At 53.2% G+C, this 12,499-nt stretch carries 15 protein-coding genes; 6 read left to right on the top strand and 9 right to left on the bottom strand.

The window, feature by feature from the left end:
• Positions 1 to 90 precede the first annotated feature (90 nt).
• Together ahpC and ahpF are read left to right on the top strand one after the other, a co-directional pair.
• Positions 91 to 654, top strand: a complete 564-nt coding sequence (gene ahpC, locus ACESQ2_RS19790; RefSeq protein WP_002894394.1) for an alkyl hydroperoxide reductase subunit C — start codon at positions 91 to 93, stop codon at positions 652 to 654.
• A 244-nt stretch (positions 655 to 898) separates the two neighbouring features.
• Complete coding sequence (ahpF, locus tag ACESQ2_RS19785; protein ID WP_004848755.1) at positions 899 to 2,464, top strand: alkyl hydroperoxide reductase subunit F; 1,566 nt, start codon at positions 899 to 901, stop codon at positions 2,462 to 2,464.
• A gap of 76 nt (positions 2,465 to 2,540) precedes the next feature.
• Here ahpF and uspG read toward each other — a convergent pair whose 3' ends face one another.
• The 4 genes from uspG to dcuC form a co-directional block, all read right to left on the bottom strand.
• Complete coding sequence (uspG, locus tag ACESQ2_RS19780) at positions 2,541 to 2,969, bottom strand: universal stress protein UspG (RefSeq protein ID WP_004100140.1); 429 nt, start codon at positions 2,967 to 2,969, stop codon at positions 2,541 to 2,543.
• A 199-nt stretch (positions 2,970 to 3,168) separates the two neighbouring features.
• The gene (gene rnk / locus ACESQ2_RS19775; protein ID WP_014228390.1) at positions 3,169 to 3,579 is read right to left on the bottom strand and encodes a nucleoside diphosphate kinase regulator; all 411 of its coding nucleotides are present in this window, start codon (positions 3,577 to 3,579) and stop codon (positions 3,169 to 3,171) included.
• 155 nt (positions 3,580 to 3,734) lie between these two features.
• Complete coding sequence (rna, locus tag ACESQ2_RS19770; RefSeq protein WP_014228391.1) at positions 3,735 to 4,529, bottom strand: ribonuclease I; 795 nt, start codon at positions 4,527 to 4,529, stop codon at positions 3,735 to 3,737.
• A 92-nt stretch (positions 4,530 to 4,621) separates the two neighbouring features.
• Positions 4,622 to 5,995: an anaerobic C4-dicarboxylate transporter DcuC gene (dcuC, locus tag ACESQ2_RS19765; protein ID WP_373171138.1), complete on the bottom strand. Its 1,374-nt coding sequence runs from the start codon at positions 5,993 to 5,995 to the stop codon at positions 4,622 to 4,624.
• 296 nt (positions 5,996 to 6,291) lie between these two features.
• Here dcuC and pagP point away from each other — a divergent pair, with 296 nt between their 5' ends.
• Positions 6,292 to 6,861, top strand: a complete 570-nt coding sequence (gene pagP, locus ACESQ2_RS19760; protein WP_014228393.1) for a lipid IV(A) palmitoyltransferase PagP — start codon at positions 6,292 to 6,294, stop codon at positions 6,859 to 6,861.
• Positions 6,862 to 7,056: 195 nt separating this feature from the next.
• Positions 7,057 to 7,266, top strand: a complete 210-nt coding sequence (gene cspE, locus ACESQ2_RS19755; RefSeq protein WP_004100146.1) for a transcription antiterminator/RNA stability regulator CspE — start codon at positions 7,057 to 7,059, stop codon at positions 7,264 to 7,266.
• A gap of 64 nt (positions 7,267 to 7,330) precedes the next feature.
• Here the strand turns inward: cspE and crcB are convergent, their stop codons facing one another.
• Positions 7,331 to 7,714, bottom strand: a complete 384-nt coding sequence (gene crcB / locus ACESQ2_RS19750; RefSeq protein WP_025106403.1) for a fluoride efflux transporter CrcB — start codon at positions 7,712 to 7,714, stop codon at positions 7,331 to 7,333.
• 91 nt (positions 7,715 to 7,805) lie between these two features.
• On the opposite strand from crcB, the gene ACESQ2_RS19745 reads away from it, so the two are divergent.
• A complete protein-coding gene (locus ACESQ2_RS19745) occupies positions 7,806 to 8,594 on the top strand; it encodes a deaminated glutathione amidase (protein WP_046876569.1) in 789 nt (262 codons plus the stop codon).
• A 127-nt stretch (positions 8,595 to 8,721) separates the two neighbouring features.
• Positions 8,722 to 8,925, top strand: coding sequence for a twin-arginine translocase subunit TatE (gene tatE / locus ACESQ2_RS19740; protein ID WP_004130411.1), 204 nt, complete (start codon positions 8,722 to 8,724; stop codon positions 8,923 to 8,925).
• A 227-nt stretch (positions 8,926 to 9,152) separates the two neighbouring features.
• On the opposite strand, the gene lipA is transcribed toward tatE, so the two are convergent.
• From lipA to ybeD, 4 genes are all read right to left on the bottom strand, one after another.
• The gene (gene lipA / locus ACESQ2_RS19735; protein ID WP_004848774.1) at positions 9,153 to 10,118 is read right to left on the bottom strand and encodes a lipoyl synthase; all 966 of its coding nucleotides are present in this window, start codon (positions 10,116 to 10,118) and stop codon (positions 9,153 to 9,155) included.
• 187 nt (positions 10,119 to 10,305) lie between these two features.
• Positions 10,306 to 11,259, bottom strand: a complete 954-nt coding sequence (locus ACESQ2_RS19730) for a YbeF family transcriptional regulator (protein WP_373171137.1) — start codon at positions 11,257 to 11,259, stop codon at positions 10,306 to 10,308.
• 137 nt (positions 11,260 to 11,396) lie between these two features.
• Complete coding sequence (gene lipB, locus ACESQ2_RS19725; RefSeq protein ID WP_014228397.1) at positions 11,397 to 12,041, bottom strand: lipoyl(octanoyl) transferase LipB; 645 nt, start codon at positions 12,039 to 12,041, stop codon at positions 11,397 to 11,399.
• Between the two features lie 100 nt (positions 12,042 to 12,141).
• Complete coding sequence (gene ybeD / locus ACESQ2_RS19720) at positions 12,142 to 12,405, bottom strand: DUF493 family protein YbeD (protein WP_004100153.1); 264 nt, start codon at positions 12,403 to 12,405, stop codon at positions 12,142 to 12,144.
• Between the last annotated feature and the right edge of the window lie 94 nt (positions 12,406 to 12,499).

Below are 12,499 nucleotides of genomic sequence, written 5' to 3'. Positions count from 1 at the left end.
ACGCTTATTGATTCGATAATGCAAACGCATTGGTCGAGTCAGGAAAAATTCGTTAACTTAGACCTCAACGAAAACACGGAGGAAGTATAGATGTCCTTAATTAATACCAAAATCAAACCTTTCAAAAACCAGGCGTTCAAAAACGGTGAATTCATCGAAGTTACCGAGAAAGATACTGAAGGCCGCTGGAGCGTCTTCTTCTTCTACCCGGCTGACTTCACCTTCGTTTGCCCGACTGAACTGGGCGATGTGGCAGACCACTACGAAGAACTGCAGAAGCTGGGCGTAGACGTTTACTCCGTCTCTACCGACACTCACTTCACCCACAAAGCGTGGCACAGCAGCTCTGAAACCATCGCGAAAATCAAATACGCGATGATCGGCGACCCGACTGGCGCCCTGACCCGTAACTTCGACAACATGCGTGAAGATGAAGGCCTGGCAGATCGTGCCACCTTCGTTGTTGACCCGCAGGGTATCATCCAGGCTATCGAAGTTACCGCTGAAGGTATCGGCCGCGACGCGTCTGACCTGCTGCGTAAAATCAAAGCAGCTCAGTACGTAGCTTCTCACCCAGGCGAAGTGTGCCCGGCTAAATGGAAAGAAGGTGAAGCGACTCTGGCTCCGTCTCTGGACCTGGTCGGCAAAATCTAAATTTCCGTCTCCTTTCACGCAATTGCTGCGTTGGCGTCGCCTGCTCACCCCGGTCACTTACTGAGGTAAGCTTCCGGGGATTCTCAGGCTAGCCGCCTTGCTCTTGCGCGAAATGCTTAGGAAATTGCGTAGTAATATCTGGGCGCATCTGCGCCCATTTTATTCCAACACCATGATGCAAGCGTATTCAGGCTGCCTGAACGAGGCCGCTTGCATGATGATGTTTTAAGCCCAGGAGATAAAAATGCTCGACACCAACATGAAAACCCAGCTCAAGGCTTATCTTGAGAAGCTGACCAAACCTGTTGAGCTGATTGCCACGCTGGATGACGGCGCTAAATCGGCAGAAATCAGGGAACTGCTGGCTGAAATTGCTGAACTGTCAGATAAAGTTACCTTCAAAGAAGATAACGGCCTGGCGGTGCGTAAGCCGTCATTCCTGATTACCAATCCCGGCTCCAGCCAGGGGCCGCGCTTTGCCGGCTCTCCGCTGGGACATGAATTCACCTCTTTAGTTCTGGCTCTGCTGTGGACCGGCGGTCATCCGTCAAAAGAAGCGCAGACCCTGCTGGAGCAGATCCGCAATATCGACGGTGATTTTGAGTTCGAAACCTACTATTCGCTTTCATGCCATAACTGCCCGGATGTGGTTCAGGCGCTGAACCTGATGGCGGTACTGAACCCGCGCATCAAGCACACGGCGATTGACGGCGGAACGTATCAGAATGAAATCACCGAACGCAACGTGATGGGCGTACCGGCGGTATTTATGAACGGTAAGGAATTTGGTCAGGGTCGCATGACGCTGACGGAAATCGTTGCCAAAGTGGATACCGGCGCGGAAAAACGCGCGGCGGAAGAGCTGAATAAACGTGAAGCCTATGATGTGTTAATCGTCGGCTCCGGCCCGTCCGGCGCAGCGGCAGCCGTTTACTCCGCGCGTAAAGGCATTCGTACCGGCCTGATGGGTGAACGCTTTGGCGGCCAGGTGCTGGATACCGTTGATATTGAAAACTATATTTCCGTACCCAAAACGGAAGGCCAGAAACTGGCTGGCGCATTAAAAGCGCACGTCAGCGAATACGATGTTGATGTGATCGATTCTCAGAGCGCCTCCAGACTGATCCCGGCGACGGTTGAAGGCGGCCTGCATCAGGTTGAGACCGCTTCCGGCGCGGTGCTGAAAGCGCGTAGCGTTATCATTGCCACTGGCGCGAAATGGCGTAACATGAACGTGCCGGGTGAGGATCAGTATCGTACCAAGGGCGTGACCTACTGCCCGCACTGCGACGGCCCGCTGTTTAAAGGCAAGCGCGTGGCGGTTATCGGCGGCGGTAACTCCGGTGTGGAAGCGGCAATCGATCTGGCTGGCGTTGTTGAACATGTTACTCTGCTGGAGTTCGCGCCGGAAATGAAGGCCGACCAGGTTCTGCAGGATAAAGTCCGCAGCCTGAAAAACGTCGATATCATTCTCAACGCGCAGACCACGGAAGTGGTGGGCGACGGTAGCAAAGTCACTGGCCTGCAGTACCGCGACCGCGTGAGCGGCGATGAGCATCATGTTGCGCTGTCGGGGATCTTCGTGCAGATCGGTCTGCTGCCGAATACCAACTGGCTGGAAGGCGCGATTGAGCGCAACCGCATGGGTGAAATCATCATTGATGCGAAATGTGAAACCAACGTGAAGGGCGTTTTCGCTGCCGGCGACTGCACGACCGTTCCGTACAAACAGATTATTATCGCCACCGGCGAAGGTGCGAAGGCGTCCTTGAGCTCGTTCGATTACCTGATTCGCACTAAGACTGCATAATTCATAATAAAGTAAGACCAAACCTGCACAGCAAAGAGGCTACCCTGGGGTAGCCTCTTTTTTTACCTTACTGCCGCTACCTGACCACCATCACCGGAATATGCGCATGGCGAATCACGCTTGAGGCGTTGGAACCCAGCAGATGGGTGCTGATTGAAGGGTTGCGGGAGCCTATCACCACCACATCGGCTTTAATTTCATTGGCCAGTTCATTGACCATATCGCGCACGTTGCCAAAGCGGACGTGCATTTTGATTCGCGACGGGTCAATGCTGAAATGGCCGGCCATCGTTTTCAGGCGCGTTTCTGCTTCATGCTGCAAATGCTCTTCAAAGCGGCGCAGATCGGCGGTAAAACGACTCATCGTGAAGCTTGATGAACCGGGCAGTACGTGGAGAAGATGGATAACCCCGTCCTGCTGGGCTAAAAACTCCGCATGGCGAACGGCTTTATCGCTTAACTCCATTTCAAAGACATCAACGGGCATAATGATGGTTTTATACATATGCATTCCTCCTTGTTCGTCTGCTTTTATATCAACACATTATAGGAAAGTATTGTGCCATTCAGGTCGCAAAATTGTCAGAACGGTACGAGGGCGGCGTAAAAGTTTGTCAAAAGAGAGGAGAAGAGCGAAAGATGCAGAAAGAGGATGCAGTAACATCCTCTGGATAAAGCGCGAAACGCTTCAGGCAGCGGGGAGATTAACGGTGAAAATCGCCAGCGGCCTCCGGCTGATACAGCAGTTCCAGCACTTCAAGGTGCGTTGAGGTGCCGCCCGGTAATTCCCAGTGAATCGTGCTGCCGACTTTGAGGCCCAGCAGGGCTGCGCCAACCGGCGCCATCACCGAAAGCTGGGTGGCGCTATCCGTGACCTGCGCTGGGAAAACCAGCGTGCGGATGCGCTCTTCACCGGTGGTTAAATCGCGAAATCTGACCTTGCTATTCATGCTGACAACATCATGCGGCATGGCTTCCGGGGCCAGCATCTGCGCGCGGTCAAGCTCGTCATTCAGCGCGTCCGCTACCGGTGAGTTGGCGAAAGCCGGTTGTTCCAGCAGTCTGTCGATGCGTTCTGCATCCAGTTCATTAATGATAATTGCGGGTCTGGTCATCTCATACTCCATGTTATCCAGGAACCTGTCCGTAAAAGAAAACCCTCGCCGAAAATGGCAAGGGTTAATGTCCTCTCATCATACTGAGACTTGCTGGTGGTTTGAAGTGATTAAACGCACATTCATCAACGAACCATAGCGGAGTTGTATGAAATCTAGCCGGCTTTATCCAGCAGAAATTGCTTACCGCAGTTCCCCGGATGGGGTTGGGGTAAGAATGAATCAGCGGAGAGAGGGGCATTAATGGCCGCTGCTTTGATGGAGATTTGCATCTCAGTCAGATAGGCGGGGTTGCCGTTGCAGGTTAACTTGAAAGCCCTGACGTTCTGTTTTCCATAGGCCTCAGCAACCGCGGCGTTGAAGCCATCCCGGCTAACGGTTTGCCCATAGTGTTTGGCCAGGAAAGCGCCCAGATGGCTCTGTTTTATCTCGCCGTTCAGGCGCACCATGGTGCCGAAATAGTTGTCAGGATCGAAACCAAAGCAAACGCCATGCTTGGCGTATTCATAACGTTCGAGACATGAGTTACCGCCCGAACCCGGCATCACGCCGTTAAGCTTATTCGCCATTTCCAGCGAGAGCCCGGTTTCAGCCGCCCGACATTTTTGCCCGGCTTTTGCTTCCGGCATATTGGGAACAGGGCGGGTCGCACAGCCAAAGCGCATCCAGCGCCGCTCGTCTACCCCCCGTGCGGCAATAGATTTTGGCAGGCTCGGCCACAGGCCGTGAACGGTGAGAAAATCGGCTTTATTGCTGAGTTCCTGCTGCAGGCGGCACTCTTCCGGTTCGCTGCGGTTGCGGTCTTGCATACTTTGGCAGAACCCCGTTTGCCAGGAGAGAGCCAGCACGTAGCGGTCAAAATCACCGTATTGCGTGGCGATCAGCGGATCTGCGCTGACCTGGGCGGCGCTGAGCAAAAGGGCAATGGCAACGAAATCCTTCCTGAACATTTTTATTCCTGATGACAATTGGTCATTGATAACATTGAGTTATTAAAGCATAAAAAAGGCGCCAACAGGCGCCTTTTCACACGGTTTCAGCGTTAGCGGATTGCGCTGCCGGGAACCAGAACTTCGGTGGCGATAATCACCACTAACAAACCAACCAGCACCGGGACAGAGGTCCGTTTCACCACTTCGAACGGCGAAATTTTTGCCATCCCGGCCACGGCGACCACCACGCCGGAGACCGGAGAAATGGTTCGGCCAAGGTTAGATGCCTGCAGCATCGGGATCGAGAGATAAGCCGGATTGATGCCGGAAGAGTGCGCCAGCTTCGGGATCATCTCAACGAAAGCATAGAAGGGGGCGTTACCGGAACCGGTGGTCATCGCCGCCAGCATGGTCAGAATGACCAGCACCAGCATCAGAATGATACTGGCGGAGCCGAACGACGTGGCGATAGAGATCAGACCGTTAATAAAGCCAATGGCACTCAGCCCCTGAGCAAAGACGCCGGCGGCCACCAGCAGCATCACCACACCGGCAAACGCGTCAGCCATGCCGCGATACGCCGCTTCCAGGCCATTGAACACATTTTTAGTGTTAAAGCCGCGGCAGAATTCCAGAACCGCCGCCAGCAGCATGCAGAGCACAAGAATGGTGATGATGTGCAGCTCCGGGCCCCATTTGCCGTCGAAAATCAGTACGCCGATTATCGGCGTAAACGGCAGAATGGCGTAGAAAGCGGGGGCGGTCGTGGTTATCTCGTTTACATCGAGCATTTCATGGGCGACGTTTTCTTTTTTATCCAGGTAGCGCTGCCAGAAAAAGTGAGCGATCGCCATGCTGATAATGGCCACAATAGAAATGGGCAGCGTGGTTTTAAAGGCAAAGTCAATCAGCGGCATTTCGGCGGCTTTGGCGGCCAGCACGACATCCCCGGAAGTGGGGGAGAGAATAATCGCCGCCGGAGAAGCGCAGATAGCGGCGGCAGCGCCGCGGCTGATGCCCACGTTGACCATCACCGGGAACAGTGTCGCCATCAGCAGTACTCCCAGACCGGTAGCGGAGGAGACGGCCAGCGACATCAGGCAGGCAACGAAATAAGCGGCGATCATCAGTAGATAGGGGGAGTTAATGAAGCGCAGCGGTTTTGACGCCAGCTTCACCACCATGTCATTGGCGCCGATGTGCGTCATATAAGTCGCGAAACCGCAGAGCATCATGATCATCATGCCGAGGTCGCCGCCGCGGCTCATCAGCAGTATCTTAATATATTCAACGATATCGGTTGCTGAATAACCGGTGCTCTTTGCGTCGCCTGGTAAAACCTTATGCCCCATCAGCGCGCTGGCGATGAGTAATACTAAGCCACCGACGAACAGCACGCCGGTGGCGGAATAGCCTTTAATGATATAGCGGGCGACGCCCACAATGACCACAATCCCAATCAGGATCTCTACTAGCGTAAGCATTCTTTTACCCCTAAACCATTAACCCAAAGAATCTACTAATAAATGAAGCGAAGAAAAAATTTAGTGAGGGAATGTGCCTAAAAAACGGGCAAAACTCGCTGACGCAAATCAATAAATCGATGAGAATCCCTGTCAGGCAGTAACATGCCCGCCTGGTCAAAGCCTGGACGCGAGAGATTTTCAGATTTTTTGCACCGGATAAATCAAGAGTTTGCCTAATACCGTTAAGGTAGTATTAAGATTATCTTTGTTATCTTACTCCGCTTTAAAAATGATACTGGTAAGAGAAAAGTGTAATGCGACGTCGATTTATAGGGTTGTTTCTGGGATGCCTGGGCCTGCTGCTATCATCCACCTCCGCTAATGCTTCGTTTAGTTCGACGCTTCGCGACGGCTACAATACGCTGAGCGATAACGTCGCGCAGACCTGGAATGAGCCTGAGCACTATGATCTTTATATCCCCGCGGTGACCTGGCACGCCCGTTTCGCCTATGACAAAGAGAAAACGGACCGCTACAACGAACGTCCCTGGGGCGCCGGCTTCGGCGTCTCGCGCTGGGATGATAAAGGGAACTGGCATGGCATCTATTTGATGGCCTTTAAAGACTCTTATAATAAGTGGGAGCCTATCGGCGGCTATGGCTGGGAGAAAACCTGGCGTCCCTTAGCAGACGATAATTTCCATCTGGGTTTAGGCTATACGCTTGGCGTGACGGCGCGCGATAACTGGAACTACATCCCGATTCCGGTCGTGCTGCCTCTGGCTTCTATCGGTTACGGCCCGGCCACGTTCCAGATGACCTATATCCCGGGCACCTATAACAACGGAAACGTTTACTTTGCCTGGGCGCGCATTCAGTTTTGATGCGATTTTTTATAGCAATAAAAGAGATAAGCGGACTGTCTTGTTGAAAAACAATGACTAACGTGATCCCGGTGCAAAAAGATAGAGACTTTTATCACTTTTTAGCAAAGTTGCGCTGGACAAAAGGTACCACAATTGGTGTACTGATACCCGACACAGTATTAGTGTCGATTTTTTCATATAAAGGTAATTTTGATGTCTAAGATTAAAGGTAACGTTAAGTGGTTTAATGAGTCCAAAGGATTCGGTTTCATTACTCCGGAAGATGGCAGCAAAGATGTATTCGTACATTTCTCTGCAATCCAGTCCAACGGTTTCAAAACTCTGGCTGAAGGTCAGCGCGTAGAGTTCGAAATCACTAACGGTGCCAAAGGCCCTTCTGCTGCAAACGTAATGCCTATCTAAGCAACGCGTCAGTAGAATATAAAAACCCGCTCATGGCGGGTTTTTTTTTGCCTGCGGTCAGGGGCTAGCGGCTGGCCGCATGTGAAAACAGCCAGAACGCGGTGGCCGTCATGGCAAATGAGCCTAACAAGTTGACCAGTACGTTGAGTAACGCCCAGCTAAAGCGCCCCTGCTGGAGTAGAAACACCACTTCGGCGGAAAACGTGGAGAAGGTGGTCAGCCCGCCGCAAAAGCCGGTGGTGATAAGCAGCTTCCACATCGGATCGATATCCGTCAGGCGGTTAAACCATGCCAGCCCTGCGCCGATAATAAAAGCGCCCAGCAGGTTAGCGGTGAGCGTACCAATGGGGATAGCATGATGCATAGGGTTAAACTTCATACCCAGCCACCAGCGCAAAACGCTGCCGGTGCCGCCGCCAAGAAACACAGCCAAAAGGAGTTGCAACACGGTCATTCCCTGTTTATTGATCGAGACTAAACTTCGAGTGTAGCGCGCGAAAGACCTCACTGGCTATGACTAACCTGACGGGAGAGAAAAGATGCTTGTTGCTGCCGGACAATTTGCCGTAACGCCGGACTGGACGGAAAACGCGCAGACCTGCGTGAGCATGATGCGTCAGGCCGCGGAGCGGGGGGCTGCGCTTCTGGTTCTCCCGGAAGCGCTGCTGGCGCGAGACGATAGCGATGCGGACTTATCGGTTAAATCCGCCCAGCGCCTTGATGGCGGCTTTCTACGGCTCTTGCTGGCAGAGAGCGAAAACAGCGCGTTGACGACGGTGCTGACCCTGCATATTCCTTCCGGCGAAGGACGGGCAGCGAATACGCTGGTGGCGCTACGTCAGGGCAAGATTATTGCGCAATATCAGAAACTGCATCTGTATGATGCTTTCAATATTCAGGAGTCCCGGCTGGTCGATGCCGGGCGGCAGATTCCGCTGCTTATCGAGGTGGATGGGATGCGCGTCGGGCTGATGACCTGCTACGATTTACGTTTCCCTGAGCTGGCGCTGTCGTTAGCGCTCAGCGGTGCGCAGCTCATCGTGTTGCCCGCCGCGTGGGTAAAAGGGCCGCTGAAGGAGCACCACTGGGCGACGCTATTGGCGGCGCGGGCCCTGGATACTACCTGTTATATTGTCGCCGCCGGGGAGTGCGGGACGCGTAATATCGGCCAGAGTCGTATTGTCGATCCCTTAGGAACAACGCTTGCCGGGGCAGGAGAGCGGCCGCAGTTGATTTTTGCCGAACTTTCAGCTGATTATATTCAGCAGGTACGCGAGCGTCTGCCGGTGTTGCAGAATCGCCGCTTTGCGCCACCGCAATTATTATGACGTTTTTTTAAACAAGGCTTGATTCACCTTGTTACAGATTGCTATTGTGTCCGCGCGTCAAATAGCCGTTAATTGTATGCGTGTATGATGGCGTATTCGCAGCTTGTATTAGAGAAGAAGGTTAGCTATGGGTGAGATTAGTATTACCAAACTGCTGGTAGTCGCAGCGCTGATTATCCTGGTGTTTGGTACCAAAAAGTTACGCACGCTGGGTGGAGACCTGGGCTCAGCTATCAAAGGCTTTAAAAAAGCCATGAACGATGACGATGACAGTGCGAAAAAGACCAGTGCTGAAGAAGCGCCGGCACAGAAGCTCTCTCATAAAGAGTAATTCGCGACGAGTTTCCTGAACGAGGGGGCTCGCTACCGACGGGGATAAACCGCGTCGGCAAAGAGGCTGCAGCGATAGCGCTGCGGCCTCTTTTTGTTATTGGCACTGGGTTTTGACGAAAAAGATGCAACCAACTGTTACCGGGGTGGGATTTTTAGCGGGTAACGAAACGCATCGGCAGAACGGACCGCTGCGCTAAAAATATCACGCCGCGGTCGAGGCAGAGATTACTTCACTTCCATGCCTTTGGCCTGTAGATCGGCATGATAGGAGGAACGAACGAACGGCCCGCAGGCAGCATGGGTAAAGCCCATGGCCATCGCTTCGGCTTTCATCTCTTCGAACTCATCCGGGCTGACGTAGCGCTGTACCGGCAGGTGGTGGCGGCTCGGCTGTAAATACTGGCCTAACGTCAGCATGGTGACGCCGTGGCGGCGCAGATCGCGCATCACTTCTACGATTTCAGCATTGGTTTCGCCTAACCCCACCATCAGGCCCGATTTCGTCGGGATCTCCGGGTGGGCTTCTTTAAAACGTTCCAGCAGCTTCAGGGACCAGTTGTAGTCGGCCCCCGGGCGGACCTGGCGATACAGGCGCGGCACGTTTTCCAGGTTATGGTTAAACACGTCCGGCGGCGTCGCCTGAAGGATTTCCAGCGCACGATCCATACGGCCGCGGAAGTCCGGCACCAGGGTTTCAATTTTAATCGTCGGGCTTTTTTCGCGAATCGCGCTGATGCAGTCGGCAAAGTGCTGAGCGCCGCCATCGCGCAGATCGTCGCGATCCACGGAAGTCACCACCACATAGCGCAGCGCCATATCGGCGATGGTTTGCGCCAGCTTTTGCGGTTCATTGGCGTCCGGCGTCACCGGGCGACCGTGGGCAACATCGCAGAACGGGCAACGACGGGTACAGATGGCGCCCAGGATCATAAAGGTTGCCGTTCCGTGGTTAAAACATTCCGCGAGGTTAGGGCAAGAGGCTTCTTCGCACACGGAGTGCAGGCCGTTCTTACGCATCGCTGCCTTGATCCCCTGGATACGGGACGAGTCAGCCGGAAGTTTGATTTTCATCCATTCCGGTTTTCTGAGCAGAGCTTCACGCTCAGTTGCCACGTTTTTCACCGGGATAAGGGCCATTTTATCGGCATCGCGGTATTTTACACCGCGTTCCATCACAATGGGTTTACTCATAGCGTGCGTGTTCCAGTTGCGAGTGACGAAGGAAAGCGAATCAATTCAAGTAAATGTTGCATTTATCAACTATTTTTGAATTAAACGCAGGCAGTATATCATTGATACGGGGCATAAAGCAGCCTGCTGGCCGGGCAAATTGTAAAATAGTTGTTGTTTTATGCTTTTCCCTCTCGTGCCTTATCGGCTAAAAAGCCTGACGAATCGTCTCTACGATCTCTTTCAGCAAGGGCTCCTGCGCGCTGAGCTTGTTATAGTGCAGCGCAATATCAATTTTTTCTTCCCGCAGCGGCGGGAAATCGAGCATTTTTAAGGGCCAAATCTTCTCGACCAGGGAAAACATTCCGGAAGTGATTAGCCCCAGCATATCGCTGTCGTTGACCAGGGCTGCTTGAGTTAACAGATTATAGCTACTGAAACCATAGCGGCGTTCGCCGAGATGCTCCTGCAGGTGACGCAGGATGGTCGTATAGCGCTGTCCTTCGGGCTGCAGGAGAGCGAATTCATATTGGCCCAGGTTTGCTGAGTTTGCGGGGAGCGCGAGGGCCGGATGCCCTGCCCGGCAGAAGATATGTACGCTATCCTGAAATAGCACATGGTGCGCAATCGCCTGCCCGCTGTGGGGGAAGCTGTCGACCAGCAGGTCAACCTGACGCTGGTTTAACTGGCTGGCCGCGTCGGTAATGGCGACGTTGTGCAGCAAAATCTGGGGAAAGACGCTCCGCAGCTTTTTGGTGATAACAGGCATGATCAACGCGCCGATAGCCGGAGAGGTGGCAACGGTTATCACCCGTTCCCGCTGCGTATTGCCGGTTAAATCCAGGGCGTTGAGAAACGCCTCCATCCCCTCACTGATATGCTTATGCAGATGCGTGGCGTAGGCCGTTGGCGTCACGCCCTGGCCCTTGCGAATAAAGAGCGGGTCAGGGAAGAGGGCACGCAGTTTGTTCAGGGACTGACTAATCGCCGACGGCGTGATATTCAGTATTTTTGCCGCGTTGACGATACCGTTATGGACGTAAACAGCTTCAAAAATAGTGAGTAAATTGAGGTCTATGTTGCGCAAAATGCGAAACATCTGCCGATCGTAGCGATCGTCAACTCGTTCGGTTGGTACGCTCTGAGCGTTATTTTCTTCCACTCTGTATTTCCGCTAGTGATGATTAGCACCATTATAGCGGCCACAATTATTTTATTAGTGATAATTGATTGCAAAAATAAAGGCTTAATCGCGCCTGAGGGATAAATGTGACGTCCCGCGGTAGCGGGACGTGATGGCTAGCGGCCTTGAAGATATTCCGCGGGTGGATCGTTGAGCAACGCCAGCAGATTGGCGGCCAGGCGTGGGGACACGGTCTCCGTACGGGCATCGGGCAGCCACTGGCGCATCTGGGTCATCTCCATTCCGGCATAACCGCAGGGGTTAATCCTCAGGAACGGTGACAGATCCATGTTGATATTCAGCGCCAGGCCGTGGAATGAGCAGCCTTTGCGGATGCGCAAACCCAGGGAGCAGATTTTTCGATCGCCCACGTAGACGCCGGGGGCGTCTGCTCGCGGGTGCGATTCAATACCGTACTCCGCCAGGGTATTCACAACGGTTTGCTCTAACAGCGTGACCAGCTCACGTACGCCCAGCTTGCGCCGTTTCAGGTTCAGCAGAACGTACATCACCTGCTGTCCGGGACCATGATAGGTGACCTGTCCGCCGCGATCGCTCTGAATAACCGGGATCTCGCCGGGAACCAGAACATGTTCGGCCTTTCCGGCCTGACCCTGTGTGAACACCGGGTAATGCTCTACCAGCCAGATTTCATCCAGCGTGGCATCGTCGCGGGTGTCGGTAAATTCATGCATTGCCTGCGAGACAGGTTCGTAAGGTTGCAGGCCGAGCTGGCGGATGAGGATTTTATTGTGCTGCAAAACAACGTCTCCGCAGAGAGAGAATGATTTGAGTGGGGAAGTATATCACAGCGAGAAAGCGAGAATGACCCGGCGTGGAGGCCGGGTCAGGGGAAGAGATTTACAGCACCATTCGTACGATTTCAATATTGCCCAGCTCTTCGTAGAGGGTTTCTACCTGCTCAATATGGGTTGCATTGATGGTGATAGAGACTGAGTGGTAGTTGCCTTTGCTGCTGGGTTTTACCGTCGGAGAGTAATCACCTGGTGCATGGCGCTGTACCACTTCAACCACCTGGTCAACCAGCTCCGGCAACGCCTGTCCCATTACTTTGTAAGTAAATGGAGTAGGGAATTCAAGCAGTTCGTTAAGTTTGGTTTTCATGTCAGCTCCGGTGTTACAACAAAAAATAATAACTCCCACGACGTGTGGGAGTTATCAGGATAACTAGTATATGGGGATCTAAATCACACTTTCA

It is taken from the genome of Klebsiella sp. Q11 (genome assembly GCF_964241505.1).
Taxonomy (GTDB): domain Bacteria; phylum Pseudomonadota; class Gammaproteobacteria; order Enterobacterales; family Enterobacteriaceae; genus Klebsiella; species Klebsiella michiganensis.
This window is presented reverse-complemented; position numbering and strand designations above follow the sequence as displayed.

What these genes read in the sequence shown, in the direction of transcription:
- ahpC (WP_002894394.1), top strand. Translation starts at nt 91, where the DNA reads ATGTCCTTAATTAATACCAAAATCAAACCTTTCAAAAACCAGGCGTTC.
- ahpF (WP_004848755.1), top strand. Translation starts at nt 899, where the DNA reads ATGCTCGACACCAACATGAAAACCCAGCTCAAGGCTTATCTTGAGAAG.
- uspG (WP_004100140.1), bottom strand. Translation starts at nt 2,969, where the DNA reads ATGTATAAAACCATCATTATGCCCGTTGATGTCTTTGAAATGGAGTTA.
- rnk (WP_014228390.1), bottom strand. Translation starts at nt 3,579, where the DNA reads ATGACCAGACCCGCAATTATCATTAATGAACTGGATGCAGAACGCATC.
- rna (WP_014228391.1), bottom strand. Translation starts at nt 4,529, where the DNA reads ATGTTCAGGAAGGATTTCGTTGCCATTGCCCTTTTGCTCAGCGCCGCC.
- dcuC (WP_373171138.1), bottom strand. Translation starts at nt 5,995, where the DNA reads ATGCTTACGCTAGTAGAGATCCTGATTGGGATTGTGGTCATTGTGGGC.
- pagP (WP_014228393.1), top strand. Translation starts at nt 6,292, where the DNA reads ATGCGACGTCGATTTATAGGGTTGTTTCTGGGATGCCTGGGCCTGCTG.
- cspE (WP_004100146.1), top strand. Translation starts at nt 7,057, where the DNA reads ATGTCTAAGATTAAAGGTAACGTTAAGTGGTTTAATGAGTCCAAAGGA.
- ACESQ2_RS19745 (WP_046876569.1), top strand. Translation starts at nt 7,806, where the DNA reads ATGCTTGTTGCTGCCGGACAATTTGCCGTAACGCCGGACTGGACGGAA.
- tatE (WP_004130411.1), top strand. Translation starts at nt 8,722, where the DNA reads ATGGGTGAGATTAGTATTACCAAACTGCTGGTAGTCGCAGCGCTGATT.
- lipA (WP_004848774.1), bottom strand. Translation starts at nt 10,118, where the DNA reads ATGAGTAAACCCATTGTGATGGAACGCGGTGTAAAATACCGCGATGCC.
- ybeD (WP_004100153.1), bottom strand. Translation starts at nt 12,405, where the DNA reads ATGAAAACCAAACTTAACGAACTGCTTGAATTCCCTACTCCATTTACT.